Here is a 23,414-nt window from a genome sequence, read left to right as displayed (position 1 = left end):
CTTTACCATAGACGACCTGACAGCATCGTTAATTTAATGAATGTGAAAATACTTCCATCTTGCACATGCAATGGTGCGTCTAACTTTGTCAGCTCCACATCACCATGAAGTACTTTGTAAATACCGTCCTCAAATGCCGATAATGCCTCATCAATAGCAGCCTGCTCAGCCTGTTTAGCATCGCTATATTTATAGTTAAAGCCAACTTTGCCTTGTTCAAATGCAGTTTCAATATCTTCTTCCAATAAATACATAGTAAAAGTCTTTTCCTCGTTAAAGGCTTTGACATTTTGCTTGACGATTTGTGTAATCAGTTGACGCAGTGTATCTACTGAGGTTATATCAAAGGGGTGTAGCTCTAGCACAGGCTTACGTTTTCCAATCGATTTTACTTTCGCATAAATTCGCAATTTTTCCACCTCTTTATGTTCAATTATACAAAGCTGTTTTATAGATTAATAATAAATTTTGGTAAAGCTTTGCAAAATAGTGCGAAAGAAGTAATTGAAATTGTTGATATTTTCTGTTATTCTAAATATAGAACAAACGTTCCTATTTATAAAGGTTTATTGAAGGTTTTTCATAGAGTTAATGTCCATGCTACATTAACAATGTTATTCTTAATAGAAGGACGGAGGGAATAAGCTATGGGGAAAGTAATATTAACCAATATGTGTATGATTTATAATAAAAAAAATCATAATGTATTAGTTCAAAATAGGATTAAATCGTGGAAGGGGGTTGCCTTTCCAGGTGGACATGTAGAGGAAGGTGAAAGCCTTATTGAGTCAACGATTAGAGAAATAAAGGAGGAAACAGGCTTAACAATTACTAATTTAGAGCCATGTGGTGTCATTCATTGGCATAATGATGAAATAGGTGAAAGATATTTAGTTTTTAATTATAGAACATGTGATTTTAGTGGAGAATTGCTAGCTGAAACGCATGAGGGCAATGTATTTTGGGTACATAGGGATGATTTGCTGCAGCTTCATTTCGCAGAAGGTATGGAGGAGAGGTTACCGATGTTTTTAGAAAAAAAATATGCGGAAGGATGGTACGAAAAAGGAGAAGTGAAATGGTTTTGAATTATACGCGGTTATTACGAAGATGGCTATACCATTAAAAAAGGACACTTCTTTCTCATAAAATATTGATATCTTATCAGAAAGAAGTGTCCTTATGTTTAAAGATTGCAACAGAAATCCAACCACTACATTTAGGAATAAATTTCTTTGGAGGTTAGTTGCTTTGTAAAACATGTCCATTTACAATATAGCAACTACCTTGAAATTTCTTACATTCACTTTTCACTTTTGCAACGGCATCGGACAGTGCATCAGCGAATTCATATTTTGTGAAGCGATTATTGACAACGGCGATGGATAATGTGCTTATTTGAAACGGGACTCGTTCACCAGAGCGATTTGTAACAGAAAACGCATCATCTGTAAAATGGTGTTGGTCATAAAAGTGAATAATTTGTTGGTCGAAATCTGAAATAATGCGTGCACACATTTCTTCGATATCGTAATCTGTGCAAATAGCTACAAAGTCATCGCCACCTATATGCCCTAAAAAACCGTTTGTTGGCAAGACGTATTGCTTCAACAAATCGGTTATAAATAACAACACCTCGTCTCCTTTTTTAAAACCATATACATCGTTGTACATTTTAAAATGGTCGATGTCAAAATAGAGAATGCTATACTGTTCGTAATTCAATATTTCATTTAGTTTCTCATCTATTAATTGATTGCCGGGAAGATGGCTTAATGGGTTAAGTAAGCTAGCAAATTCTACTTGAATATCAACGAGCTTTAACAGTAATGTTCGTATGCTGACAACGCCTAAATAATTGCCGTCTTTTGTAACGATAATATCATCATATAAATCTTCCGGGCTACGTGCCATAGCGAGTGTGCTGACATCCATAATAGGCTTATAAAAATCCACGATTAATGGGGTCGATTTTGCAATCAGTTTGCTCTCTCTCCCCATATATAAATTGTATCCGTATAAAGTGCCAATTTTTTCGTAAAAATGTGTCCTTGAAATGTATGCAATAGGTACACGTTTATCTGTAACAACTAATCCGCGCAATGTCTGGTCTTTTGTAAAATGCTGATCGATTATTTTGTTTTTATTCGTCGGCTCAACACTCATAATTTGCTCAGCCATTTCTCCTATATAAACCATTTACAACTTCCTTTCACATTGGCTTTTTGGCTTGTAAAATTTCATGATTTGGCCTACCTAATGCATAGCCTTGTGCATAATGTACGCCAATCTCTTGAAGAAACTCTAGCTCTTCAAGCCGTTCAACTCCTTCTGCAATAATTTTAGTATCTAACTCCTGCACATACATCATAAGCATTTTAAATAATTGCTGCTGCTCTTTATGATGGTCAATAAACCGTACAAGCGAACCATCCACTTTAATAAATTCGGGCTTCAAGTAAACAAGGGTCTTTAAGCTATTATAGCCAGAGCCGACATCATCAATAGCGATGCGAAATCCTTGTGCTCGGTAATTCGAAAGCACACGTTCGAATTCAACGAAATCCGTTACGGCACTTCTTTCTGTCAATTCAAAGACAACTTGATTTGGTGAAATACCTAATGATGTCACGAGCTTAAGCGTTTCTCCGCTTTGATAGGTTTTATCAAGTAAAACGGATGGATGAATATTTATAAATAAAGTGTAATCTTCATTATCAGGCAAACGACTTTTGAACCTTTTTAATGTTAAATTGCGGCAAAAGCATTCAAAATCAAATACTCTATCTGTTTGTCCGATAAATTCAAAGAAAGCATCTGCGGAAGGGAATACGTTCGTAGAGCTTGGACGGTTTAGCGCTTCAAAGGCGAAAGTTTCTGTTGTTTGTAAATCCATAATTGGTTGGAAAAAAGTATTGATCTGATTTTCCTCCATTATTTTTGTTAGTGCAAATAATTTTTTATAATATAGTAGTTCCTCTTCACGTTTCGTATGTGTGCTTCGTATATATGAAAATAGTACTTGTTGCATGGAAAATAAATTCAAAAAAAGGCACCTCTTTAATTATTAATAGCTTTAGTGTACCTGTTATTTATTATTACTATGTGAAGCTTTTGTAAAGATTGTTTTGGAATCATTATTTGTCTAAAGAGACTATCTAAAAGCCGTGTATAGCCTGCATTTGGGACAGCCTCATGCTCAGGCTGATAGGTCATAAAATAGCCTTCTCGATTCGTCTCAGCAGCTTTCTAATGAAAAGACTATCCACTCCTTATATAATAGAGGAAACTCAAACTAAAATGGACGTGAGAGTTATGGAAACCATTTATATCCCTGCTGATGCTGTACGCATTATTAGTACATCTAGTAAAGGCGACCAATCGAAATCGCGTGTCGGTGACAAATGGGTCAAACAAAATACACGAGGATACGAAGGGCAAGCAGAAGTACTGGCTTCACTTGTACTGGCTCACTCTACGTTACAACAAATGGATTAAGTTTATTATCTGGTGAAAAGGACTACACGCCTAGTAAGCCATTATCGATTTTAAAACGTAAAGTAAAAGCAAAGCCGTTCAATTCAAGTTTTTCAAAGCAGCTTAGCCTTTATACAGGACCAGCCTTTATCAATAAACAGGCACTTTTAGAAGCTGTCGAATCAAACACTATGGATTTTGGACGTGCGAAGCAAGTACTTCACTCACAACTAAAAGATCCTAGCTTCAAACATTTATTTGTGGAAGGAAGTGGCACACATGATTGATTATATGAAGTTTGATATCATGTGGATGGATGACATGATTGCAACCGTCGATTTGAAGCCTTCAAATGGCGGAGCGCCTTATGTTGTGAACTATATAAGTGATTTCAACAAGCAATTTTCACCGAATATGGAGGGACATATCACATTAGAAGAGCTTGAAAAGTGGCTCAAATGGCGAACGTTCCCACCAACACGTGCGAATGCTGCTGAACTACTTGAAAGTCTAGGTATGCAAGCGTACAATCGCTGGGGCATTGTGCGTAAAACGCATGGTGTCATGGCAGATGATGAAATTTGGATTCGATTTAAGGGAGAGGAATTACGTCATAAAGATGTATGCTCACGAAAAGAGCTCTATTATCCTGTTGATTAAACTAAATAGAGAGGGAGTCTTTTAAAAATGCGATGAACACTAGCTTTAGCAGTGTTACCCTGCTGTAAAGGTGGAGCGATGCAACCCTTTATTTCAATGCGGTGTCAAAATAAAATGGGCTTTTCAGACAACCCAAAAATAATTAAAAGTACAGTTGTTCAGAAAGTGCGACATTTTCTGGATAACTGTACTTTTACGATAAATTGGGCTATTTGCTTCAGCGATAGAAACAATTGGACTTAAAGTGGCATTGAAAACGATTCAATTAAATCTTTGACAATGTTCTCCCGCTCCAAGCGAAGAAAATCGTTAGAATTGGTCCAAGCAAGCAGAAGAAGGCAAATGGGAAATAATCAACGGTTGAGACGCCCAGCACATCTGTAATAAAGATGCCACAAACACTCCATGGTATGAGTGGGTTGACGACTGTGCCAGCATCCTCTATTGCGCGAGCTAAGTTTTTTGGTGCAAGACCGACTTTTTTATATTGGTCCCGGAAAGTTTCACCCGTCAGTAAAATAGCTAAATATTGCTCACCGACTAAAGTGTTGACGCCAACACCTGTAATTGCAGTACCTGTAATAACGGAGCGTGCTGTTGTGAGTGTGGATTCAATTTTAGCGAAAATACTTTGGATAATACCAAGCGTAAATAATAAACCACCCATACTTAATGCTAGCAATACTAATGTAATAGTGAAAAACATGCTCGCAATACCGCCACGACTGAGCAACGTATTAACATCCTCATTTAATGTATTGGATGTGTAGCCGTTAAATAGAATATCTAATATCGCAGCCATTGAAAGTGTGTCGTGTAGAAAAGATAGCGCGATACCAAATATAGAGCCTATCGCTAATGTTAGCAATGCGGGTATCTTTTTTATAGACAAAATAACTAGTAGTACAAGCGGTAATAATGCATACCAATGCACTAAGTTTGTTGCGAATAGTGTCGTTTGAAAAGCTTCGATACTTTCAAGAGATGCCGTTGTACGCTTTGGTGATAGAAGTGCGTAAGCAATGATAGAAATAATAAATGCTGGCACAGTTGTCCATGCCATGTTTTTAATATGTTCAAATAAATCGATGCCAACAATGCTAGATGCTAAATTCGTCGTATCGGAAAGTGGTGACATTTTATCACCGAAAAATGCACCTGATACGATAGCGCCTGCTGTTAGCGCAAGTGATAAATCCATCGTACTCGCCATGCTAATAAACGCAACACCGACTGTAGCAACAGTCGTTAATGAGCTACCAATTGTGATGCCAACAATACATGTAATAACAAAGACAATAGCAAAGAAAAAGCTAGGTGTTACAGTAGAAAAACCGTAATAAATCAATGTAGGAATCGTCCCGCTAATTATCCAGCTACTAATGAGTACACCGATTAAAAAGAAAATAAAAACGGCAGCTAGACCAGATTGAGCGCTGTTTACCATTCCTTGCTGAAGCTGTTGGAACCGCACCTTTTTTAATAAGCCATATATAATTAATAAAGTGATAATGATAAGAATCGGGATATGTGGTGGTGCGCCAAATTGAATAATACTCGCACTCATAATACCGATAATTGCTAAAACGATTATAACCGCTTCCCAAAATGAGGGAGCTACTTTCATTTCTGTACGCAATATAAGAAGCCTCCTCTAAGATGTTTACTCTTTCACTGCAACGCGTTGAAGTGACGGAGTGTATTATAGCATAAAGCATACGCGAAGTATAGGTGAAAAATGAATTCTGATTTTATATAAAGTATCGAATTAAGATAGGCTTATTGGAGAAAATGAATGTGTTTTAGAAGTTGCAGTAGAGGTCTTAAAAACCTTATATTAGGAAAATTTTATCTATTATATAGGTCCGTAATAATGAGAGGTGTAATGTGAGCTAAATCTTCTCATACGAATGCATTATTGCACAACATATAAATGGTTGGCATAATATAGAAGGTTAATACTGTGAAGGAGGAAGAAAATGAGTGTTGGTAAGAAGTTAAATATCGTATTTTTCTCAATAATTTTTTTACTTTTTATTATAGTAATATCAGGATTAATAAATATTAGTAATGTTGATAAGAAGATGGAAGAGGCGCTTGAAAATCGAGTTGTCCAAATTCGCATTGTTGATGATATACGTTTCGGCATAGCTGCGCAAGGGGCTTATGTACGTGCTATCGCATTAAAAGCTACGAAGGAAAATGAAGAGAAATTTTTTGCGAATCAGCAATTATTACAAGATAAAATGGATGAGCTATCAGGTTTATTCAAAACCGACACGATGATAAATCATCATAAAAATATGCAGGAAAAAGTTGAGCAATTTAATGCTACTGCTGAAACATTTTTAGCTACTATTAAAGCTCGTCATATTAGTAAAGCTCAAGATATTGTAAATAATGAGTTACAGACAATTAACACAGAAATTTTAAACATTGCAGATCAAATGGTGGTATATCAAGATGGGAAGTTGAATGAAATCTCAAAGCAGTCGGCAACAGCAATTACCATTGCTAAAACTACTTCGATTATTTTAGTCATTGTAGCAGTATTAATTGCTATCGGTCTTGTTATTTTCGTTAAGCGAGCTATAACAAAACCGTTAGTAAGAATAGTTGAATCGACAAATGTAATTGCACAAGGGGATTTAACGGAGCCAGATATTCCAGTACAAACGAAGGATGAGATTGGTCAGCTTGCCACAGCCTTCAATTTAATGAAGGATAATTTGAAAGGTCTGCTTGGCAATGTACAATCCAACTCGGAGCAATTAAGTGCAGCAGCAGAGCAACTCTCGGCGAGTACAGAGGAAGTGACCGCAACAACTACAGATGTGACAAATCGTGCATCAAATACCGCTGAAATCACACGAACAGCTTCTAATGCTGCAAATGAAAGCGCAAAAGCAATGGAAGAGACGGCTGTTGGTGTACAACGCATCGCTGAAGCCGCGCAGGACTTGCAGACAAGCTCTGTAGATGCAAGTGCAACAGCTACAAATGGTAGCGTCATTATTAATAAAGCGAAGCAGCAAATGGAAATGATTAATAGTTCTACAACAGAAGTAAATGAGCTTGTACAAAAGCTATCGAAGCAAACAGAAGAAATTAGCCAAATGACAAAAGTCATTACAGATATTACAGAGCAAACAAATTTACTTGCATTAAATGCCGCAATTGAAGCTGCGCGCGCAGGGGAGCATGGGAAAGGCTTTGCAGTTGTAGCAGATGAAGTGCGTAAGCTTGCAGAGGAGTCAAAAAGTTCTGCCAATACAATTGTTACATTAACAACAGAAATTCAATCTGATACAGGCAGTGTTGAAGCTGCCGTAAATCATTCACTTCTATCTGTTAAGGATGGGGTTGAAATTATCAATCAGGCGGGACAAGCATTCCACGCAATTGAGGAAGCAGTAACGAATATGACAGAGCAGATTGAAGATATTTCAGCTACTTCCGAGCAATTATCAGCAAGTGCAGAGCAGGTGTCGGCATCTGTAAATGAGATTGCCACGAATGCGATAGAGTCCGCTACTGATATTGATATGGTAGTAGCAGCTATGCAGGAGCAGGCTGCCACTATGGAAGAAGTAAGTGGTGTAGCAGTGAACTTAAGTGATAATGCGCAGGATTTGCAAGCACAAATTCAAAGATTTAAAGTGTAAGAAGATGAAGTATTCATTGAAAAGAGGCTGTCCAAAAAGCCGTGCATAGCCGGCATTTTGGACAGTAGCGATGAGGTTTCGCAAAATGTTGATTCCTATAAACAGAGAACGCCTCTTTTAAAAAGGTGATGAACATTGACTTTAGCAGCGTTATCCTTCAGTAAAAGGGAAGCGATGAAAACATTGATTTCAATTCGGTGTCAAAACAAAATGACTTTTCGGACAACCCCCTATTAATATTGTGGAGGAAGCTTCAAAGATTAATTCATAGGGGAAGTCCTCTTCTATTTTGCTGTTTGAAAACGAGCTACTTCTAGCTGTAGTGTTTGGGCTAGCTGCGCTAATTGCTCAGATGCATCGGCCATCTCAGCCATTGTTGCTGATTGCTCTTCGGTGATAGCTGATATACTGAGTGTATGCTCATTTGTAGTAGCTGATTGCGCTCGTAAATCGTTAACGATGGAGGCAATAGCCTGTAGTTCAGAAAATACCTGTGCAGTATGTTTATTCGTTACATCAATCATTTGTTTTAAGTTATTGATAGACGCTTCAATGTCTTCGAAAATTATGCCTGTTTGTTGTACAGACACAATGCCTGATTCAGCAATTTCTTTGCTTTTCCCCATCATAGCAACGGCTGATGCTATTTCTGTTTGAATTTTTCGCACCATTGCCGCAATTTCATTAGATGTATCACCAGTTTGTTCAGCTAGTTTTTTTACTTCTCCTGCAACTACGGCAAAGCCTTTGCCTGATTCTCCAGCTCTTGCAGCTTCTATCGCGGCATTTAAGGACAATAAATTCGTTTGGTCAGCAATTGATGAAATAAGTGTGCTCATCATTTCGATTTTTTGAGACTCGTCTTTTAAATTGACAATTAGCTCAGCACTTGCTTCGACTTGCCCATGAAGATGGGTTATTTCAGAAATAAAATCATGTACTTGTGAAGCGCCATTTGTTGCGGCTTTTACCGTTGATAAGGAGCTTTCTACAACCGTTTGTAAAGTTTCTGAAAACTTCTCCATATTTTCTGTAATATTCACTGTTAGCTTATTCAATAACTCGTTCATTTCATACTGATTTGCACTATTTTCCGTCATTTCTGTCATTGATGTTGCTACACTCGTTATAGAAGTATGTACTTCGCTGACGCTAGCGGTTAGCTGCTCTGAAGTAGCCGCAACAGTTTCGGAGCTATAGTGAATATTGTTCATAATATGATTGAGAGAATCTATTGTTGTATTATAGGAAGTGGCCATTTCCCCAAATTCGTCTTTAGAATCAACAACTACATGTTTTGTTAAGTCTCCAGTAGATAAGACCCCTAGTTGATTGTTTATTCTGTCAATTCCATTTGTAATATATTTATTAATTATAGTCATAGTTGCGACAATTAATAATAATAAAAGGCCACTAATTAATATTTGTTGCGTTAAAGATTTTTGTAATGGGGCGTACATTTCTGCTACTGATGCTATTAACACTACTTTCCATGGCATACCAGCAATTTTTTGATAGTGAACTATATAGGACTCTCCGTCTATTTCAGCGGTAAAGGAACCGTCCTCCTGAGTGATTTGTTCTACTGATATGGATAAATATTCCTCTATAGTTGTTGAGTTTACTTTGTTTATATCAGGATGCGTTAAAAATAAGCCGTCTGAGTCTACCAAAAATGCATAGCCACTATCGCCTATTTTGACGTCAGAAACAATTTCTTGAATAGAGTTTAGTACGTAGTCGCCTGATATAACACCAATAGGCACTGAATTTCTTGTTATTTGCACAGCCGCTGTAATAAATGTTTGCTGAAGTGCTTCGTCAAAATAAGGAGTTGTCCAAACAACATCGCTAGAATCAAGCCCTAGTTGATACCAGTCTGTTGAAGGATAATCGTAATCGGCATCTTCATAAACAGTTGTATAGACGATTTCATTTCCTTCTTTATAAGCATACGGCCCGAAATACTCATTTAAAATATTTGTATTAAACCAGATGCCCATTCCAAATGTTTCCTGATTAATTGGTAGCACTTTTTCAAAATACTTTTTTGCTTCTTCTCTTGTCATGAATTCACTTTTAGCTTCAAAGGAAGATTTGGTGCTTAGCATCATTTGCGAGTGCAGGTTCAGCTTCGTTAATACTGACTCGGCTGTTTTATCAAGTGTTAATGACATTTCATTATGAACAGCACGCTCCATATTAGCAGAGCTATTCATATAATTAAGGGCTGCTATGATTAAAAGAAACACAACAGTAATAAAAATGATAACACTTACTTTAGAACGAATTTTAAGATTTTTGAATAGCTGATTCATGAAATATCCCCCTTTTATGTAAAAATACAGGTAAATAACCTTATGCATCATGTGCTAACTAGTTTAATTTTATCTATAATATAATAAGAATACTATCTTTATTCCTAACGAAATTGTAAATCAATTATAAAGAATTGTAATTTCCTATTTTCGGAAATCCCTATTTAAAGAAAACATATTGAGGTTTAAATAATATTTTTGTGAGGTGTTAATAAATGAATAAAAGCAAGCTAAATCCAAAGGTAGATGAATTTTTAAGCAATGTGACCACATGGAAAGAGGAGTTTGAAGCACTGAGGGGAATGCTGTTAGATTGCGGGCTAACCGAGGATTTCAAATGGATGCATCCGTGCTATACGCAGCGCAATAAAAATGTCGTACTCATCCATGGCTTTAAAGAATATTGTGCGCTATTGCTACATAAAGGGGCATTATTGCCAGACCCAGCAGGTATTTTAGTGCAGCAAACAGAAAAGGTACAAGCAGCACGCCAAATTCGCTTTAAAAATTTACAGGAAATACAGGCACTTGAGCAGACTATAAAGGAATATATTAACGAAGCCATTAAAATTGAAGAGGCAGGCTTAAAAGTAGAAGTGAAAAAAGAAGCGGAAATCGAAATGCCTGAGGAGCTACAAAGCAAATTTGAGGAAGATGCCATCTTCCAAAAGGCTTTTGAGGCACTAACGCCAGGTAGGCAAAGAGAATACATTTATCATTTTGCCCAAGCGAAGCAATCAAAAACGAAGATAGCACGCATCGAGAAAAATATGCCGCGTATTTTAAACGGCAAAGGTTTGCGCGATTGCGTCTGCGGCTATTCCAAGCGTATGCCTACATGCGATGGCTCACATAAAAATATGGAATAAATCTGTATACTTTCGGTACAATAAAGAGGTCGTCTGAAAAATCATTTTGAGACGACCTCTTTGCGATAGGAGAGAGCTGTCACAATCTTCTTCTCAAAAAAGCTTTTCAGACGGTTTCTTTATATCGATTCATGAGCTTTTCTTTATGGCTAATCATAATTTCGGTTAAATCAATATCATACTTATCTGCCAAGATAAAAAGATTATCGAGCACGTCGCCAAGCTCCTCTTTTAAATTGTCAATTTGTTCTGTTTTAGTTAATGCCGCTTCATCTGGACGGTCACGCCCAATTTCAATTGTGCGAATAGCTCTTGAAACTTCGCCAACTTCCTCCGTTAAAAAGTTTACGCGAATAAATGGACTTAGCTGATACCAATTGCGTTCCTTATAAAATGCAGTAATCCACTGCTGGTATTCAAAAATATTCATAAACAATCCCCCTGCAATTATCCTCTCGTTATATGATAACAAAAAGATGGGAAAATGCGGTCGCAATTAATAAAATAAGTTTAAATTTTGAGCAATACTGTCCCATTGCTTTTTCTTTTGAATAGCTCTTTGAGAATCCCAAGTTGGATTAAAACTGCGATAAGTTATAAGTTGATTCTCAATCGTTCGTAAATCCCACCAGCCTAAAGCAAGACCACAAATAAATGCTGCTCCGAGAGGGGAAAGGTCCATTTTATCTGTTGTTTTAATGTTTAGTTGTAGGAAATTTGCTAAATCCTGAATAAGAAAATGATTTGAAGTCGCACCACCGTCACAGCGTAGTGCCTGAATCGTTAATGCTGATTCTTTTGTAATTAATTGTGTTACATCTCGAATTTGGTGTGCGATACTTTCAATACATGCTCTTATAATATGGGCACTTGAAGAGCTGCGACTTAGCCCATAGATAGCGGCTTTCGCTTCACTATTCCAGTACGGTGCGCCCATACCGTGAAAAGCTGGAATAATAACAACCCCCTCACTCGAAGGTGTATTTTCTAGAATCTCCATCAATTCCTTGTAATTTTTAAATAAACCTAAATTATTTTTTGCCCATGAAATGGTATCACCAGTGCTATAAATAATACCTTCTAAAGCATAATTAATTTCTGATTTAAGCTTCCAGGCTACGGTTGTTACTAGTCCATTTTGAACAGGGATGGGGCTGTTGCCAATGTTCATCAAGACAGATGTACCCGTGCCTAATGTAGCTTTTGCCATACCGACTTTAAAGCAGCCTTGAGCAAATAAAGCCCCCTGTGAATCACCAATTACACCGTAAATAGGAATAGCAAGCAGTGCTTCGGGCAAACGTAAATCATTCGTACTGCCGAATGCAGCATCTGATTCTAAAATTTTAGGCAACTTTGCATTATCCGCATTAAATAATGCGATTAATTCCGAATCCCAATCGAGTGTATGAATATTAAATAGTAGGGTACGGCTTGCATTCGTATAATCTGTAGCATGTACTTTTTTATTTGTTAAATTATAAATAATCCAACTGTCCATTGTTCCAAAATAAGGCTGCTGCATGCTCGGGTATGCTTGTAGTAACCATTGGAGTTTTGTAGCAGAGAAATAAGGATTAATCAATAAGCCCGTTTTTTCTGCAATCATATCATGATGTCCAGCTTCAATTAATTGCTGACAAAGAGGAGCTGTACGATTGCATTGCCAAACAATTGCATTTTGCACTGGCTGCCCCTCTTGATTCCATAGTAAGCAGGTTTCGCGCTGATTCGTTATTGAAATTGCCTCGACATCTCCATTTTTTAATTGCTGTTTCTCCACTAATTCATGGAAAAGCTGCAAGAGGTTCTGATAGATTTCCTCAGGATTATGCTCAAGCCATCCAGGCTGTGGATATATTTGCCGATGATCAAGCCCCAATTTATCAACAATATTTCCTTTCTTATCAACAAGAAATACTTTTGTTGAGGAAGTGCTTTGGTCGATAGTTAAAATAAATTTACCCATTTTAATCAGCCTTCTTTAAAAATGCTGTAATATCCTCTGCTAGTTGCTCGGCATTTAGCCCATAGTGATTGAATACTTCCTTCGTTTTACCTGCAATAGCAGGCTCGTCAGGGATACCATATATTTTCATTGGAACGGACTGTGATTGTACAACAACTTCTGCAACAGCGGAGCCTAAGCCGCCGTAAATTGAATGCTCCTCAAGCGTTACGATATATTTTGTTTCTTGAGCAGCCTTGATAATCGCTGCTGTATCTAATGGCTTGATTGTATGCATATTAATTACTCTACAGTGAGTATTAGACTTCGCTAGCTTTTTGCTCGTATCAAGTGCAATTTTGACGGTTTCACCACAAGCGATGATTGTTACATCGTTACCTTCTGCAAGTTGAATAGACTTACCTATTTCAAAATCGAAATTATCAGAGTCGTACACATCGGCTACCGGATTACGTCCAATTCGCATATAGGCCCCCTGCTCATAGTTTGTCAAAGCTTCAATCATTTTCTTTGTTTCGTGACGGTCAGCAGGTACGACTACCGTTAAATCGGGAATCGCTCGAGTCACTGCAAAATCCTGTACAGAGTGGTGTGACATACCTAGTGCACCGTAACTAATACCACCGCTAATACCGATTAGCTTTACATTTGTTTGAGAGTAGGCAACATCGACTTTAATTTGTTCAATGCTCCGCATACTTAAAAAACAGGCGGGTGAAGTAACGAAAGGCTTTTTACCGCTGTGCGCTAGACCAGCCGCAATACCAACAATATTCTGCTCTGCGATGCCAACCTCAACAAACTGCTGGGGATAAGTTTCGGCAAAGGGTCCCATTGCAGCAGAGCCTCTGGAATCACTTGCTAATACATAAATAGAAGAATCTTTTTTAGCCAATTCTAAAAGTGTGTCACATACAACTTGTCTATTAGGAATTGTATTCATTAGCTACTAGCTCCTTTCGATAGCTGTCGATTTGTTGTTGCAGTTCTGCTACGGCTGACTGCAGCTGCTCCTCTGTTGGTACTTTATGATGCCAGCCCACTTGATTTTCAGCGAAGCCAACTCCTTTACCTTTAACAGTTTTCGCTAAAATTAATGTTGGTTTATCGCTTGTTGAATCAATGGCTTCAAAAGTTGCGACGAGCTGCTCCATGCAGTTTCCGTCAATTTCTATCACATTCCAACCAAAGGCTGCCCATTTCTCGTTAAGGGGATCAGAGGAAAGGACATCTGATGTACTGCCTGAAATTTGCAGCCCATTCATATCTACTATGCCAACTAAATTCCCTAGCTTATAATGCGCCCCAGCCATGGCAGCTTCCCATATAGAGCCCTCAGCCTGTTCACCGTCACCCATTAAACAGTAAACTTTGTAGCCTATTTGCTCACGTCTGCTTGCTAATGCCATACCTACACTGATGGATAGCCCATGCCCTAAAGCACCTGTGTTCATTTCTATTCCTGGTACTGTATTGTTTGGATGACCTATTAATCTAGAACCAAATTGGGAAAATGTTTCTAATTCTTCTTTCGGAAAATAACCCAAATCAGCTAAAATGCACCAAAGTGATTCGACAGAATGCCCTTTACTTGCAATAAAACGGTCACGGTTTTCTAGCTTACTATTTTCTGGTGAATGCTTCATTATTTTATAATAGAGTGCAGTTAAAATATCCGTATTGCTTAAAGAGCCCCCAGTATGACCTGCTTGCGCTCTCGTAATCATTTGCATAAGGTCTATTCGAATTTGAGCAGCTTTTATTTTTAAATTAATAATATCCATGCTTAAAATTCTCCTCTCAACCATGCTTTAATATAATCTTCACTAGGTGTTGCTGGATCTGGAGTTAATCCATCAATATATTTACACGCTTCATAAAGAGCTGCCCCAACGCTTGCATGTATACCAACGATATGATGAATATATGGTCCGGTTACAAGTTTTTCCTCCCATAATGGCCAATTATCAACTTCAACCCATACCCAAGAGCCTCGCGTATAAGGACCTGAAATGCCACGGGCATTACCAAAGAATAAAGAGTATTCCCCGTGATCGCCATCAAAACGAGCTAATGTCATTTCGCCACCTTTAATTTCACCTTCATGTGTGCCCGGTGCATGTGAATCAAATAAGAAATGTTTTTGCAATCTAGGTTCTTCCTCTACACTTAAAGAAACGGGGAAGTTTCCACAGTGGAAAAGTAATTCACCATTATCATTTTCAGGATGGCGTATTGTTAAATCTGCAAAGAAGGTAGGACGTTCATTAAGCGCTGCTGCTTGAAGCATAACTGAAGAAATTGCGCCATGAATATCCGTTTCACAAGTTACAGGAATTTGTTCATCTGTCAAAATGGCATTTGCCAAGCAAGGCATAATACCGATTGCATCTTGTAAAGATGACCAGCATTGTATAGCGATTGCAGAACATTTATTTTTCTCCGCTAAATTTTTCATAGCTACTTTTAAAGCGCCAATTTTTCGGATATGCTCCTCCTCGACATCGATAGCAGTAAGGTGCTTCTGAACATAGGCGATAGCGTCTAATAATTCTGGAGGATTTTGAGCTTCAACTTTATTTGTTTGGCGTTTGATTTCTTCTAGGGTAATAGGATGTAATTCAACGCCGAATTTTTCTAATAATTCACCTTCATTACAAATAACAGACCAGAAATCTGTAGGACGTGGTCCAATTTGTAAAATGCGTAACGAACGGAATTGCTTCACCACATTAGCCGCACCGATAAAAGTACGGAAGCCACGTTCAAAAACAATATCCTCGACAGAGCTATTGACAATATAAGAGAATGGGACATTGAAGCGACGAAGTATTTTACCTGTTGCAAAAAGTCCGCATTGTGTATCGCGTAGGCGCATGCCGTTTTCTAATGGTGCTTCGTCGCGCGGTCCCCAGAGTAATACAGGTTTATTCAGCTTTTTTGCAACCCGTGCAACGCTATCCTCTGTTCCAAAATTACAATGAGGGAAAAATAGTGCATCAACCTTCTTCTCTGTAAAGCGTTCAACAATCTTTTCTTCGCAATCTAAATCGCCATATAAAAGCCCCTCTTTATTTATTCCTTCTAAATCAACTATTTCAATGTTTAAATTAAAGGAATGAATTTTATTTAAAATTAACTCCTTATACCTTTGAGCGTCTTCAGCACTAAAGACATTTCTACGTGTAGGTGCATAACCTAGAACTACTTTCTCCATACATGTCAACCCCCTCGACATAATTTAATGGTTCAACACTGTGAAATTGGGTGTGTTGAACCAATTTAATTTTGATTCTATCATTATCGGAATAATTAGACAATAAAAATAGTTTAGCTATTAACTAAAAAATAACTAAAATAAAACTAAAATAATTAGTAAAAAACACTTTTAAAATTCAGATTATTATGTTAATTTATTAAAGAGAATAAATAATTGGGTGATAAAATGATGAAAATAGAAGATATTGCAAGATTAGCGAATGTATCAAAATCAGCTGTTTCTTTAGCTTTGAATGGTAAAAAAGGTATTAGTGAAAAGACGAGAGATAAAATTTTACGAATTGCAGATGAAAATGGTTATATGCATAAAAGTAGTACTAGTGAAAAAATGAAATTTAGTAAACTAACAGTACGATTTTTAGTTGTAACAGATACATCATTTATGCAAGAACAGTATGAGAAAAAACCTTTTTTTAGTGAATTAATTCAAAGTGTGCAGGAGCAATGTGCTCAATTTGGGTGTGAACTTACTCTTTCAACAATGGATTTGAAAAGTTTATTAGAAAATAAATTTGAATACACAGCAGCAGACCAAGATGGAGTTATTTTACTAGGTACAAATCTTACAAAAGAGCAGATTTTATTAATTAAAAATCAGTTTAGTAAATTAGTAGTGTTAGATACATTGGTACCTGAATTAGAGGTTGATTTTGTTGTTATGAATAATCGCATGGGGATTTTCCAAGCAGTCCAACATTTAGTTGATTTAGGGCATAAAAACGTGGGTTATATCAAATCTGAGGAACGCATTCCAAATTTAGATGAACGACAAGAAAGCTTCAAACAAGCAGTTGAACGTTATGGTTTGGATAATAGCTTTGTCAAATATCAATTGACTTCAAATCATATCGGTATAAACCGCTCCTTTCAAAAGTGGATAGAGAAAATTCAACAAGAAGGTAATGCACCAACTGCTTTGCTTTGTGAAAATGATTATTTAGCTATTAGTACTATAAAATCATTGATAGATATGGGTATACGTGTACCGGAGCAAGTTTCGGTGATTGGCTTCGATAATATCAATGAATCTGTTGTTATTACGCCAGAACTGACAACTATTCATGTGGATAAGCAACAAATGGCAGCAATGGCTGTAAGAAGGCTCAACTCTTTAATTCGTGAAGAAGAAATGAGTATAAAAGTAATGGTTGATACAAAATTAATTTTTAGAAAATCAACAATAGGAATGGAATGATTTATTGCAAATAGCGACATTTTGGGGGTGGCAGTATTGGAATTAGTCATGTCGAATATTAAAAAATCTTTTGATGAAGTGAAAGTATTAAAACATGCTCAAATTCATGTAAGACCGTCAGAGGTACATGCGCTTATGGGGGAAAATGGGGCTGGAAAATCGACATTAATGAAAATTTTAACAGGTGTCTATACAAAGGATGAAGGAGAAATTCGAATTAATGGCGAGGTGGCTCAAATTCATTCGATTAAAGACAGCGAGAAATCTAAAATTGCCTTTATACATCAAGAATTAAATGTGCTGAATGAAATGAGCATTGTGGACAATATGTTTTTAGGTAGAGAAATTACCAATCGTTGGGGCTTTGTTGATAAGAAAAAAATGGAGAAGCTTGCAACTGAAAAATTGCAAATGCTTGGGTTAGAAGTAAACCCGAGTATAAGTATCAAATCTATCTCTGTCGGCAAACGTCAGTTAGTAGAAATTGCTAAAGCATTATTATTAGATGCAGAGCTGATTATTATGGACGAGCCGACAGCAGCTTTAACAGAGAAAGAAATTCGATTGCTTTTCCAAGTAATCAGACAGCTTAAATCACAAGGGAAGTCCTTTATTTATATATCACATCGCATGGAAGAGATTTTTGAAATATGTGATGCCATCACAGTAATGCGAGATGGCACATTTATAGGGGAAAAAAAGAAAGCGGATACAAGCTTTGATGAAATCGTTAAAATGATGGTCGGCTATGACTTAAGCGAACGTTTCCCACGACTTGAGCGCGAGCCGGGAGAAGTTTTGTTAGAAACAAAAGATTTAACGTTGGAGGGGAGATTTGAAAATGTTAGCTTCCAAGTGCGGGCAGGTGAAATATTAGGTTTTTCTGGGCTAATGGGTGCTGGACGTACAGATGTAATGCACGCCATTTTTGGAAGCTGCCCTGCTGCCAAAGGGAAAATTTATATTAGGGGTAAAGAGGAAAAAATTAATTCACCCAAAACAGCAAAAAGCTTGGGGATAGGCTTTATTACTGAGGATCGAAAAAATGAAGGAATTATATTGGATTTCAGCGTGAGTGAAAATTTAATGTTATCTGCATTAAAGGATTTTACGACATCAAATTTTATTAGCGATAAGAAAAGGTTATCCGAAATGGAGAAGTACAAAAAGAAGCTCAATATAAAAATGGCTTCTTCGAATAGTAAAATTGCTAATTTATCAGGAGGAAATCAACAAAAGGTAGTTATTGCAAAGTGGTTGCATACGAATCCTTCCATTCTTATTTTAGATGAGCCGACACGAGGTGTAGATATTGGTGCTAAAAAGGAGATTTATGAAATTATCAACGATTTAAAAGCCGCTGGTGTTGCCATTATTTTAGTGTCAAGTGAGCTACCCGAGGTTTTAGGTATGTGTGACCGTATTGCTGTAATGAGAGAAAAGAGATTAGTAAAAATTTTTGAACGGGATGAAGCAAATCAAGAAAATATTATGGATTTTGCAACGAGAGGGTGAGGAAGAATGGCTAAAGCTAGAGCGATTTATGATAAATACGGGACGGTAATTGTTTTACTACTGCTAGTAATAATTATTTCAGTAATGAATCCTAAATTTTTAACTACATATAACATTTTGAATATATTTAGACAAGTTTCAATCAATGGTTTGATTGCATTAGGTATGACCTTTGTTATTTTGACAGGGGGAATTGATTTATCAGTCGGTGCTATTTTAGGTTTATCTGGCATGGTATTAGGTTTATTAATTTTAGGTGGAACACCTGATGTTATAGCGATTATCATTGTTATCCTTTTAGGTGCGGGATTGGGGCTATTCAATGGTTTTCTTGTAGCAAAAATAAAGCTTCAAGCCTTCATTGTTACGTTAGCTACGATGACGATGTTCCAAGGGATTACTCTTATTATTTCAGATGGAATTCCAGCAATGGGTGTAACGACAAATGCAAAATTTTTAGACTTTATTAGTCAAGGAAAGCTTCTAGGGCTACCCTTGCCGATGATTATTTTTCTAGTTGCATTTATCGTTTTATATATTTTAATTGAAAAAACAGTATATGGACGCGGTGTTTATGCAGTTGGGGGGAATGAGGAGGTAGCGAGGCTATCCTCGATTTCCACAATTAAGACAAAAACGCTAGTATATGTGATTAGCGGTGCGATGGCAGCTTTAGCAGGGGTTATTTTAACATCGCGCTTAAGCTCTGCACAACCAACTGCGGGTGCTGGGTATGAATTAGATGCAATTGCAGCTGTTGTAATTGGTGGCACAAGCTTAGCGGGTGGTAGAGGTAGAATTTTTGGAACATTAATTGGGGTACTCATTATTGGTGTGCTAAATAATGGTTTAAATATTATTGGCGTTTCATCATTCTATCAGCAAGTTATAAAGGGGCTAGTTATACTTATTGCGGTTATTTTAGACCGCAAAAGTTCTAGATAAATTAAACCTTAGGGGGAAATGTTTATGAAAAAATTGTACTCTTTATTCATGGTAGCGGTATTAATGGTCTTTTTAGTAGCGTGTAACAGTGAAGGCTCTTCTGGAGAAGGAGATAAAAAGCTTGCTTTGTTAATGGCTGATTTAGGGAATCCATTTTTCCATGTTTTACGTGATGCCGTAAAAGAACAGGCTGAGTCATTAGGCTATGAAGTAATTGTCTATGATGGTCAAAATGATGCATCGAAGCAACCATCTCAAGTAGAGGATGCTTTACAAAAAGGTGTCTCAGCGATTGTCATTAATCCTGGTGATGAGGACTCTACGGCAAATGCTTTAAAAGAAGCCATTGCACAAGGGATTCCAGTTGTTACAGTTGATCGTAAAGTAAATATAGATGGAATTTTATCGTATTTAGTAACGGATAATACGAAGGGCGGCGAATTAACGGGTGAATGGTTAGCTAATAAACTACCTGAAGGTGGAAATGTAGTGCATATTGAAGGGGTGATGGGAACAGCTCCTCAACGCGAACGTGGCGGTGGTTTTTTAAGCGTTATTGATCCAGCTCAAAACTCAGATAGTAAGTTTACTATTTTAGATACGGTAGTTGGTGATTTTTCAATGGCTCCAGCAGAAGCGGCAATGTCAGATTTATTAGCAAAGCATGATGATATTGATGCGGTATTTGCCCAAAATGATACGATGGCTGTAGGTGTAGTGCGTGCAATTGAAACGGCTGGTCGAGATAAGGATGGCATTATCGTTATCGGGTTTGATGGCGCACAAGAAGCGTATGATTTAATCGAGGAAGGAAAAATGTCTGTAACAGCCGTACAAGACTTTAAATTTATCGGTAAAGAAGCTGTTAATTATGTAGATGCTTTCTTAAAGGATGGAACAAAGCCTGAACCAGAAATGCTAGTAGATGTTTATATGTCAGATTCAAAATAATTCATCAAAGTGTCAGTAAAGTTTTTAGTAAACTAGCTGGCACTTTTTTATCCTAGAGGTGACTTTTCATGAAAGAGGTAGTAATTGGAATTGATTTAGGTACAAGTGCTGTAAAAATCATCATGATGAATAAGAATGGAGATATTGTTGGGCAAACAATAAAAGCATATGAACTTATAGAATTGCAGGATGGCTATGTAGAGCAAAATCCTGATGATTGGGTAAAGCAGACGATAGAGGGCTTGCATGAGCTTTTACAGAAAGATGAAAACATAAAAGTAGAGGGTATTTCATTTTCAGGTCAAATGCATGGGCTAGTCATGCTTGATAAGCGCTTAAAGCCTATTCGAAATGCGATTTTATGGAATGATACGCGCACGACAAAGCAATGTAGAGAGTTAGAAGAATTGTTAGGAGAAAGCTTATATAGTATTACTAAAAATGACGCACTAGAAGGGTTTACTCTCCCAAAATTATTATGGATTAAAGAGCATGAGCCTCTAAATTATGAACAACTACATGTATTTGTATTACCAAAAGATTACTTGCGCTTACAATTAACTGGGAGCTTACATATGGAATACTCCGATGCAGCAGGGACACTTTTGCTTAATATGGATACACTTGAGTGGAGTAAGGAAATATGTGAGCGTATAGGGCTTTCTATAACGATTTGTCCACCATTAATAGAATCCAATGCCTTAGCAGGATTCTTATTACCACAATATCGAGAAATATTTAGACAGGATAAGGAGATTCCTGTTTATGCAGGAGGTGCAGATAATGCGTGTGGTGCTTTAGGTGCTGGAATTGTAGATTCGTCAGCGGCATTAATTAGTATCGGTACATCAGGTGTTGTGTTAACATTGGGGACTAAATTGAGTTATGCAGGGAATTTTATACACTCGTTTGCACATGTGAAAAAAGATGCGCATTATATGATGGGTGTAACGCTTGCTGCGGGGGAAAGTTTAAGATGGTATCGTGAAAACTTTGCTGCACAGCAAAGTTTCGATGAATTGCTTGATGAAATGAAGCAAGTACCTATAGGGTCTAGTGGTTTATTATTTACACCCTATTTATTTGGTGAGCGTACACCCTATGGAGATTCTACAGTAAGAGCAAGCTTTATCGGAATGAAAAATACGCATACGAAAGCACATTTCACCCGAGCGGTGGTGGAAGGGGTTACTTTTTCATTAAAGCAATGTTTTGATTTAGTCATGCAGCATAGGGCGGAAATCCAGCATATTGTATGTATTGGTGGCGCAGCAAAAAACGAGCATTGGCTACAAATAATAGCTGATATATTTGGTATGCCTATCTATACTTTAGCTAAGGAGCAAGGGCCAGCATTGGGTGCGGCTATGCTAGCCTCAGTGGGGATAAAGTGGGTAGCCTCGTATAATGAGGCGGCTTCTAACTATGTGAAAAAGACAAAAGTGTATAACCCCAATATAGAAAATCATGAATTATATATGAAGTATTTTGAATGCTATAAAATGGTTTATGAACAAACGAAAATATTGAATGAAATGCAGAAGCGTGTGGAATTTACAGAATGAGCGGTGATAATATGGGTATAGCAGTAGTAGGTAGCATTAATATTGATTTAGTATACAAAGTACCTCATATCGTAAAGCCGGGACAAACGATTCATAGTACAGATGTGGCAGTGTATTTTGGAGGAAAAGGAGCTAATCAAGCTACAACAATAAGCAAGCTCGGTGAAGAAGTGCTAATGATAGGAAATGTCGGGCAAGATGATTATGGTAAGCAAGCGATTCAAAACTTAGAGACTGCTAAAGTAAATACACAATACATTACTCAAAATGGTGTAACAGGCCAAGCTTTAATACAAGTGGCTGCCAGTAGTGAAAATAGCATTGTACTATATGCTGGAGCTAATTACCATTTAACTCCTGAACAAATGACTAAGGATATTTTTAATGATTGTGAAATGATTGTAATGCAGTTAGAAATCCCTCTAGAGGTCATTGAGCATGTTGCGGAAATCGGTCGAAGCTTAGGGAAAAGAATTATTTTGAATCCTGCTCCAGCACAGCAATTAAGTGATAATCTAATTGCAAATATAGATATATTAATACCGAATGAAAATGAACTAGCGACTTTGGCTGATATGGATATAGATAGTTTAGATGCGGTTGAAAAAGCAGTAGAAAAGCTTAAAGCAAGGGGAGCTAAATGTGTGATTGTTACACTAGGTGAAGAAGGCTGCTATTACTGTAGTGACGATGAAAAGGGCTTTGTCCATGCAGATAAAGTGCAAGCCGTTGATACAACGGGAGCTGGTGATTCATTTGTAGGAGCAATCACAGTAGCGCTTCACAGAAAGTATGCTTTAAGAGAGGCTATTGAGTTTGCAACAAAGGTAGCGGCATATGTCGTAACTAGAGAAGGGGCACAGCCGGATTTCAATGATTTTATTACGTCTTAATTAACTGCTAGACCTTTACTTCAATACTTGAAACGAATGAAGAGATAATAGTCTGTAAAAAGCTGATTCATGGGGCTGCGTGTCTCATTTGATTGAAAATCATCGAATGTATA

21 protein-coding genes are annotated in these 23,414 nt (G+C 37.2%); 11 read left to right on the top strand and 10 right to left on the bottom strand.

The window, feature by feature from the left end; all coding sequences use genetic code 11:
- Nucleotides 1–2: 2 nt before the first annotated feature.
- Complete coding sequence (locus C9J36_RS13500; protein WP_107943445.1) at nucleotides 3–410, bottom strand: hypothetical protein; 408 nt, start codon at nucleotides 408–410, stop codon at nucleotides 3–5.
- A gap of 237 nt (nucleotides 411–647) precedes the next feature.
- Between C9J36_RS13500 and C9J36_RS13495 the strand changes: the two genes are divergently transcribed.
- A complete protein-coding gene (locus C9J36_RS13495; protein ID WP_107943444.1) occupies nucleotides 648–1,088 on the top strand; it encodes an 8-oxo-dGTP diphosphatase in 441 nt (146 codons plus the stop codon).
- A 154-nt stretch (nucleotides 1,089–1,242) separates the two neighbouring features.
- On the opposite strand, the gene C9J36_RS13490 is transcribed toward C9J36_RS13495, so the two are convergent.
- Nucleotides 1,243–2,199 carry a GGDEF domain-containing protein gene (locus C9J36_RS13490; protein WP_107943443.1) on the bottom strand — a complete coding sequence of 319 codons (957 nt, stop codon included), beginning with the start codon at nucleotides 2,197–2,199 and terminating at the stop codon, nucleotides 1,243–1,245.
- 13 nt (nucleotides 2,200–2,212) lie between these two features.
- A complete protein-coding gene (locus tag C9J36_RS13485) occupies nucleotides 2,213–3,046 on the bottom strand; it encodes an EAL domain-containing protein (protein WP_235616076.1) in 834 nt (277 codons plus the stop codon).
- Between the two features lie 254 nt (nucleotides 3,047–3,300).
- On the opposite strand from C9J36_RS13485, the gene C9J36_RS17540 reads away from it, so the two are divergent.
- Nucleotides 3,301–3,498, top strand: a complete 198-nt coding sequence (locus C9J36_RS17540) for a hypothetical protein (RefSeq protein WP_235616075.1) — start codon at nucleotides 3,301–3,303, stop codon at nucleotides 3,496–3,498.
- Nucleotides 3,499–3,756: 258 nt separating this feature from the next.
- Entirely contained in the window at nucleotides 3,757–4,137 is a 381-nt protein-coding gene (locus tag C9J36_RS13475) for a hypothetical protein (protein ID WP_107943442.1), read from the top strand.
- A 265-nt stretch (nucleotides 4,138–4,402) separates the two neighbouring features.
- Here C9J36_RS13475 and nhaC read toward each other — a convergent pair whose 3' ends face one another.
- Complete coding sequence (gene nhaC / locus C9J36_RS13470; RefSeq protein ID WP_430010639.1) at nucleotides 4,403–5,779, bottom strand: Na+/H+ antiporter NhaC; 1,377 nt, start codon at nucleotides 5,777–5,779, stop codon at nucleotides 4,403–4,405.
- 337 nt (nucleotides 5,780–6,116) lie between these two features.
- Between nhaC and C9J36_RS13465 the strand changes: the two genes are divergently transcribed.
- The gene (locus C9J36_RS13465) at nucleotides 6,117–7,802 is read left to right on the top strand and encodes a methyl-accepting chemotaxis protein (RefSeq protein WP_107943441.1); all 1,686 of its coding nucleotides are present in this window, start codon (nucleotides 6,117–6,119) and stop codon (nucleotides 7,800–7,802) included.
- Between the two features lie 284 nt (nucleotides 7,803–8,086).
- On the opposite strand, the gene C9J36_RS13460 is transcribed toward C9J36_RS13465, so the two are convergent.
- Entirely contained in the window at nucleotides 8,087–10,120 is a 2,034-nt protein-coding gene (locus tag C9J36_RS13460; RefSeq protein WP_161956423.1) for a methyl-accepting chemotaxis protein, read from the bottom strand.
- A 215-nt stretch (nucleotides 10,121–10,335) separates the two neighbouring features.
- On the opposite strand from C9J36_RS13460, the gene C9J36_RS13455 reads away from it, so the two are divergent.
- Complete coding sequence (locus C9J36_RS13455; RefSeq protein WP_066165350.1) at nucleotides 10,336–10,989, top strand: DUF1801 domain-containing protein; 654 nt, start codon at nucleotides 10,336–10,338, stop codon at nucleotides 10,987–10,989.
- Nucleotides 10,990–11,095: 106 nt separating this feature from the next.
- On the opposite strand, the gene C9J36_RS13450 is transcribed toward C9J36_RS13455, so the two are convergent.
- From C9J36_RS13450 to C9J36_RS13430, 5 genes are all read right to left on the bottom strand, one after another.
- On the bottom strand, nucleotides 11,096–11,419 hold the full coding sequence (locus C9J36_RS13450; RefSeq protein ID WP_066165354.1) for a MazG nucleotide pyrophosphohydrolase domain-containing protein: 324 nt from the start codon (nucleotides 11,417–11,419) through the stop codon (nucleotides 11,096–11,098).
- A gap of 66 nt (nucleotides 11,420–11,485) precedes the next feature.
- Nucleotides 11,486–12,958, bottom strand: coding sequence for an FGGY family carbohydrate kinase (locus C9J36_RS13445; protein WP_107943439.1), 1,473 nt, complete (start codon nucleotides 12,956–12,958; stop codon nucleotides 11,486–11,488).
- 1 nt (nucleotide 12,959) lies between these two features.
- Nucleotides 12,960–13,901 carry a transketolase family protein gene (locus tag C9J36_RS13440; RefSeq protein WP_066165360.1) on the bottom strand — a complete coding sequence of 314 codons (942 nt, stop codon included), beginning with the start codon at nucleotides 13,899–13,901 and terminating at the stop codon, nucleotides 12,960–12,962.
- Complete coding sequence (locus C9J36_RS13435; RefSeq protein ID WP_107943438.1) at nucleotides 13,885–14,742, bottom strand: transketolase; 858 nt, start codon at nucleotides 14,740–14,742, stop codon at nucleotides 13,885–13,887. Before C9J36_RS13435 ends, C9J36_RS13440 begins: the two co-directional genes overlap by 17 nt.
- Nucleotides 14,743–14,744: 2 nt before the next feature.
- On the bottom strand, nucleotides 14,745–16,175 hold the full coding sequence (locus C9J36_RS13430; RefSeq protein WP_066165366.1) for an L-fucose/L-arabinose isomerase family protein: 1,431 nt from the start codon (nucleotides 16,173–16,175) through the stop codon (nucleotides 14,745–14,747).
- A gap of 216 nt (nucleotides 16,176–16,391) precedes the next feature.
- Between C9J36_RS13430 and C9J36_RS13425 the strand changes: the two genes are divergently transcribed.
- The 6 genes from C9J36_RS13425 (at nucleotide 16,392) to rbsK (ending at nucleotide 23,301) form a co-directional block, all read left to right on the top strand.
- A complete protein-coding gene (locus C9J36_RS13425) occupies nucleotides 16,392–17,432 on the top strand; it encodes a LacI family DNA-binding transcriptional regulator (protein ID WP_107943437.1) in 1,041 nt (346 codons plus the stop codon).
- A 36-nt stretch (nucleotides 17,433–17,468) separates the two neighbouring features.
- Nucleotides 17,469–18,947 carry a sugar ABC transporter ATP-binding protein gene (locus C9J36_RS13420; protein WP_107943436.1) on the top strand — a complete coding sequence of 493 codons (1,479 nt, stop codon included), beginning with the start codon at nucleotides 17,469–17,471 and terminating at the stop codon, nucleotides 18,945–18,947.
- Nucleotides 18,948–18,953: 6 nt separating this feature from the next.
- Nucleotides 18,954–19,892 (top strand): ABC transporter permease, encoded by a 939-nt coding sequence (locus C9J36_RS13415; protein ID WP_066165370.1) that lies wholly within the window; start codon nucleotides 18,954–18,956, stop codon nucleotides 19,890–19,892.
- Nucleotides 19,893–19,916: 24 nt separating this feature from the next.
- Nucleotides 19,917–20,843 (top strand): sugar ABC transporter substrate-binding protein, encoded by a 927-nt coding sequence (locus C9J36_RS13410; protein ID WP_161956420.1) that lies wholly within the window; start codon nucleotides 19,917–19,919, stop codon nucleotides 20,841–20,843.
- Between the two features lie 68 nt (nucleotides 20,844–20,911).
- Nucleotides 20,912–22,408, top strand: coding sequence for a xylulokinase (gene xylB, locus C9J36_RS13405; protein ID WP_107943434.1), 1,497 nt, complete (start codon nucleotides 20,912–20,914; stop codon nucleotides 22,406–22,408).
- Nucleotides 22,405–23,301, top strand: a complete 897-nt coding sequence (gene rbsK / locus C9J36_RS13400) for a ribokinase (protein ID WP_107943433.1) — start codon at nucleotides 22,405–22,407, stop codon at nucleotides 23,299–23,301. Before xylB ends, rbsK begins: the two co-directional genes overlap by 4 nt.
- Nucleotides 23,302–23,414 lie beyond the last annotated feature (113 nt).

It is taken from the genome of Metasolibacillus fluoroglycofenilyticus (assembly GCF_003049645.1).
GTDB classification, from domain to species: domain Bacteria; phylum Bacillota; class Bacilli; order Bacillales_A; family Planococcaceae; genus Metasolibacillus; species Metasolibacillus fluoroglycofenilyticus.
The sequence above is the reverse complement of the archived record's forward strand: the minus strand, read 5'-3'. Positions and strand labels throughout refer to the sequence as shown.

Excerpts from the sequence above, each read along its gene's own strand:
- C9J36_RS13495 (WP_107943444.1), top strand. The coding sequence starts at position 648 with ATGGGGAAAGTAATATTAACCAATATGTGTATGATTTATAATAAAAAA.
- C9J36_RS13490 (WP_107943443.1), bottom strand. The coding sequence starts at position 2,199 with ATGGTTTATATAGGAGAAATGGCTGAGCAAATTATGAGTGTTGAGCCG.
- C9J36_RS17540 (WP_235616075.1), top strand. The coding sequence starts at position 3,301 with ATGGACGTGAGAGTTATGGAAACCATTTATATCCCTGCTGATGCTGTA.
- C9J36_RS13475 (WP_107943442.1), top strand. The coding sequence starts at position 3,757 with ATGATTGATTATATGAAGTTTGATATCATGTGGATGGATGACATGATT.
- C9J36_RS13465 (WP_107943441.1), top strand. The coding sequence starts at position 6,117 with ATGAGTGTTGGTAAGAAGTTAAATATCGTATTTTTCTCAATAATTTTT.
- C9J36_RS13460 (WP_161956423.1), bottom strand. The coding sequence starts at position 10,120 with ATGAATCAGCTATTCAAAAATCTTAAAATTCGTTCTAAAGTAAGTGTT.
- C9J36_RS13455 (WP_066165350.1), top strand. The coding sequence starts at position 10,336 with ATGAATAAAAGCAAGCTAAATCCAAAGGTAGATGAATTTTTAAGCAAT.
- C9J36_RS13450 (WP_066165354.1), bottom strand. The coding sequence starts at position 11,419 with ATGAATATTTTTGAATACCAGCAGTGGATTACTGCATTTTATAAGGAA.
- C9J36_RS13445 (WP_107943439.1), bottom strand. The coding sequence starts at position 12,958 with ATGGGTAAATTTATTTTAACTATCGACCAAAGCACTTCCTCAACAAAA.
- C9J36_RS13440 (WP_066165360.1), bottom strand. The coding sequence starts at position 13,901 with ATGAATACAATTCCTAATAGACAAGTTGTATGTGACACACTTTTAGAA.
- C9J36_RS13435 (WP_107943438.1), bottom strand. The coding sequence starts at position 14,742 with ATGGATATTATTAATTTAAAAATAAAAGCTGCTCAAATTCGAATAGAC.
- C9J36_RS13430 (WP_066165366.1), bottom strand. The coding sequence starts at position 16,175 with ATGGAGAAAGTAGTTCTAGGTTATGCACCTACACGTAGAAATGTCTTT.
- C9J36_RS13415 (WP_066165370.1), top strand. The coding sequence starts at position 18,954 with ATGGCTAAAGCTAGAGCGATTTATGATAAATACGGGACGGTAATTGTT.
- C9J36_RS13410 (WP_161956420.1), top strand. The coding sequence starts at position 19,917 with ATGAAAAAATTGTACTCTTTATTCATGGTAGCGGTATTAATGGTCTTT.
- xylB (WP_107943434.1), top strand. The coding sequence starts at position 20,912 with ATGAAAGAGGTAGTAATTGGAATTGATTTAGGTACAAGTGCTGTAAAA.
- rbsK (WP_107943433.1), top strand. The coding sequence starts at position 22,405 with ATGAGCGGTGATAATATGGGTATAGCAGTAGTAGGTAGCATTAATATT.